3 protein-coding genes and 2 pseudogenes are annotated in these 3931 nt (G+C 61.6%); 2 read left to right on the forward strand and 3 right to left on the reverse strand.

What is annotated here, in order from left to right; all coding sequences use genetic code 11:
• Positions 1-76: 76 nt before the first annotated feature.
• The 3 genes and pseudogenes from WA944_RS21020 to WA944_RS21030 all read right to left on the reverse strand — a co-directional run.
• A pseudogene (locus WA944_RS21020) lies at positions 77-269 on the reverse strand (thiolase family protein); the annotation flags it as partial.
• Positions 266-460, reverse strand: a pseudogene (locus tag WA944_RS21025) (DNA-binding protein); the annotation flags it as partial. The pseudogenes WA944_RS21020 and WA944_RS21025, both read right to left, overlap by 4 nt.
• Positions 461-483: 23 nt before the next feature.
• Positions 484-1770, reverse strand: a complete 1287-nt coding sequence (locus WA944_RS21030; protein ID WP_526373061.1) for an amidohydrolase family protein — start codon at positions 1768-1770, stop codon at positions 484-486.
• Positions 1771-2201: 431 nt separating this feature from the next.
• Between WA944_RS21030 and WA944_RS21035 the strand changes: the two genes are divergently transcribed.
• Together WA944_RS21035 and WA944_RS21040 are read left to right on the forward strand one after the other, a co-directional pair.
• Complete coding sequence (locus WA944_RS21035) at positions 2202-3017, forward strand: FadR/GntR family transcriptional regulator (protein WP_526373063.1); 816 nt, start codon at positions 2202-2204, stop codon at positions 3015-3017.
• A 56-nt stretch (positions 3018-3073) separates the two neighbouring features.
• Positions 3074-3805 carry an SDR family NAD(P)-dependent oxidoreductase gene (locus WA944_RS21040; protein ID WP_526373065.1) on the forward strand — a complete coding sequence of 244 codons (732 nt, stop codon included), beginning with the start codon at positions 3074-3076 and terminating at the stop codon, positions 3803-3805.
• Positions 3806-3931: the final 126 nt, after the last annotated feature.

Genomic DNA, 3931 nt, shown 5'->3' on the forward strand with positions numbered 1-3931 from the left:
ATAGGGGCCTCCCATGATTCGTGGAAAGTGGACACCCCCAGCATCCGCCGGGAACGCCACGAGGAGCGGAGGCCCCCAGTATTCCGGCCGGGAACCCGTCAGCGGTACCCGTGGCACCGACCAGGCGCCCTGCAGATCCGACTTCGCCAGCCCCTTGTCCACGCTGGCGGCACACTTGGAATAAGCCATCGGCAAAAGGTCTTTCAGCCCCAACGCGAAATGCTCACCGAGGCGGTTATTCCGGCGCCGACAACCGCAACACGTCTCATGGCGCCACCGCTTCCGGCTCGACCATGTAGCCGTAGTCGGCACCCCGGACCGGATGGCGACCCGCCGCAGCGCCAGGCGACCGCGGCTGCCGATGCCAACCGAACCCGGCTCCGTCCCGGTGACCTTCACCACCGCCCCGCACCCCGACCCCGTCGAGCTCGACGATCACCAGCGAGTACGACGAACGCAAAATCCGGCACTGGTCCAGTTCATTTATTCTGCCGACGCCGCCGCCAGTTTCTGTAGGTCAGCCAGGTTGAGATTGAGCTTCTGCGCGCCTTCGCGCAACTGCGACTTGATGCTGATGTCATGATCTTTGACCTGCCCACGCAGAGCACTTACCGTGCAATTCTGCCGCCCCCCTAGCACGGAGAAGGGGTCGTAGTGGAAGTGACGCATGGCGTTCAAGTGGGTGATCTTGTCTATTTCTTCATCGGTCAGCCCACCAGCCGATTCGGCGAACACCTCCGGTGACTGCGGCCAGTTGGAGTCAGAGTGTGGGTAGTCGCACTCCCAGGTCACCATATCGAGGTTCAGCGCCGACTTGCTGGCGAGTCCGAACTTGTCGTCGATGAAACACGTCAGTATGTGCTGGTTGAAGATCTCGCTGGGCAGCTTGTCGCCGAAGTCCTGACCCGTCCACTTGTGGCGGTCGTAGTTGTAGTCGATCCGCTCCAGGAAGTACGGAACCCATCCGATGCCGCCCTCACTGAGTGCCACCTTCAAATCGGGGAACTTCCGCAGCATCCGCGACCACACCAAATCAGCAGCAGCCTGCACGATGTTCATCGGTTGCAGCGTGATCATCACGTCCATCGGCGCGTCGGGGGCGGTGATCGTCAACTGCGACGACGACCCGATGTGCATGCAGACCACCACCGATTCCTCGCTACAAGCCTTCCACACCGGATCCCAGTGGTCTGAATGAATGGAGGGCCATCCCAACTTCGACGGATTCTCGCTGAAGGTCAATGCATGGCAGCCCTTCTTGGCCACGCGACGCACCTCGGCCGCCATCAACTCGGGATTCCAGATCGCCGGCAAGGCGCACGGTATGAACCGTCCCGGATGACTGCCGCACCACTCGTCGATATGCCAATCGTTGTAGGCCTGCACCATCGCCAGCGCGACATCCTTGTCCTCCGTCCGAGCGAACAGCTGGCCGCAAAACTGCGGAAATGACGGAAAACACAATGAGCCCAACACCCCGTTGGCGCTCATGTCTTTCACGCGCTCGTTATGGTCATAGGTGCCCGGACGCAACTGGTCAAAAGACGTCGGTTCGATCCCGTACTCTTCCTTGGGGCGTCCAGCCACTGCATTCAGGGCGACATTCATAACGGTCTCGCCGTTGTACGCCCACACATTGGTGCCGTCGGGATTCGTGACGAACTTCGGCGCGAACTCCGCATACTTCGACGGCAATCGATCCTCGAACATGCCCGGCGGCTCTACCACATGGTCATCTACGCTGACTAAAACGAGCTCTCCAACGTCCACCGCACGACTCCTCACCTTGCTGCGATTTCCGCCTGCCTCCGGCGGCTGTCTTCTTATCTTTACGACGTTACCACCGAGGCCCGCTCTTCACCATCTCCCCCATGTCGACATAGGAAAGCTGGCGCAGGGTGGCACCGCGCCTCGTGGCTACGGCCCAAGCATCTGGAGAAAGGGGCCGAGGCGCCGCGCGGGCCGTATGCCGCATAGATCCCGCATAAGCGGCCTTCCACCCGAGCGGTGGAAATTCAGCAATGATAAGTTGATAGGCGTATCTCGATTTGGAACGCCCATGTGGCCACGCGTCGCAGGGTGAGAAGCCGAAGCGCATCTTCAACCGACAGATGAGGTAGTCATGGCAAGCTCAGCATGGACAATCGCAGCCGCCGAGATGGCCGGCGCATCGGCTCACTTCACAAGTTGAGAGATAGTCAATGCCTGGCACGAAGAACGTTGTGAAGCGCCGACTGACGTCGCCGCGCATCGCCCAGACGATCGCGGATGAATTACGCCGCCAGATCGTCGATGGCGAACTCGTCGACGGTGATCTACTCCCGCCGCAGTCGGTTCTCGTCGAGAGGTTCAACGTAAGCCTTGTGTCATTGCGAGAGGCACTGCGAATTCTCGAAACCGAGGGCCTAGTCTCGGTTCGACGCGGGAATCGGGGCGGCGCCGTGGTGCACGCCCCCGACGAAACCACGGCGGCCTCCATGCTCGGCCTGCTCCTTCAGAGCGAGAATGTCCCACTCAGCGACCTTGCGCAAGCGCTGACGGAGTTCGAACCCGCATGCGCAGGACTTGCGGCTCAACGCGTGGATCGGGCCGACACAGTTGTTCCCGAACTCCACAGGATCAACTCCCAGATGGCCGAGCGTCTCGACGACGGCTCCGCGTTCACCGAATGCGGTCGTCGGTTTCACGACATGATCGTACGCGGTTGCGGCAACCGCACCATGATAGCCATGGTGGGTTGCCTTGAGGCACTGTGGACTGCGCGGGAACTACAGTGGGCCGAAGAGTCGGCGGCCACCGGCGAGTATCCGTCGATGAGTCAGCGCAAAGCAGTTCTCAAGGCCCACGAAGCCCTGACCGACGCGATCGCGATCGGTGACCCCCAACGAGCGCGTCGGGTCGCGGCCCGCCACGTCGCTAATACTCAGTCCAATGTCCTGGCCGGCGAATTGGCCGATCGGATAATCGCGCCCGCCCCGGATGCGGTCATTCGCATCCGGGACCGGCGGATCATTTAACTGCCTGACACCAGCCAAGGCTTTACGAGATTCTCGAGCACTGCAAAGGAACGGCTGTGAGGAACGCGGTTATCACCGGCGGCAGCGGCGGAATCGGAAAAGCCTGCGGGCGCTCGCTTGCCCAGTGTGGATACGACGTAGTGCTCATGGCGCGTCGTGAAGACCAGCTGCGGGAGGCAGCCTCCGAGATCGGAGCCCGCTGGCTGGTAGCCGATGCATCAGATCCCGAAAGCTTTGGCACCGCGCTGCAGCGGTTAGAACGCATCGACCTGTTGGTGCATGCGGCTGGTGTACTCGGCGGTACTTATGTGCGCAAACAGAGCTTCGATCAGTGGCGCACCACTATGTCGGCGAACCTCGACTCGTGCTTCGTAACCACCCATGCCGCGCTCCCGCTGATGGCGGCTGGATCCCGTTTCATTTTCATCTCGTCCTCGGCCGCCCACGACCCAATGCCGGCCCGCACGGCCTACTCGGCTTCGAAAGCCGGGATGAACGCATTTGCGCGCGCACTTGCCCTTGAAGTGGACCGCGACGGGATCAACGTGCATATAGTCACACCGGGGCCGGTCGAAACCGAGATGCTGCAGGAGGTTCCATTCGAGATGCATACCGTCACCGTCGACGATGTGGCCGAAACTGTGGCCTGGCTCGACACGGTTGACGGATCAGTGGATTTGCCGGAGATCCAGCTGAATGCCGTGCGGCGAGGCCCGGCAGCCAGGCCGCCCGTGGTCCCCGCCGCGGCCCAACGCCATGCATCTCCGGCTCGATGGAATGAGTCATGAATTTCGGCTCTTCCGGGAAGTCCGTGGGTCATGGTGTGACCGGGTAGAGCTGTAATCCGCCGAGGTGGAAGTAGATTGCGGTCTTGAAGTGCTCTCGGTTGCGGTAGCCGCGGGCGGAGACGCGGA

It is taken from the genome of Mycobacterium sp. (assembly GCF_049683355.1).
Classification (GTDB): domain Bacteria; phylum Actinomycetota; class Actinomycetes; order Mycobacteriales; family Mycobacteriaceae; genus Mycobacterium.

Bases quoted from the DNA above. Each gene is read 5' to 3' on its own strand.
- WA944_RS21035 (WP_526373063.1), top strand. From the start codon at position 2,202: ATGCCTGGCACGAAGAACGTTGTGAAGCGCCGACTGACGTCGCCGCGC.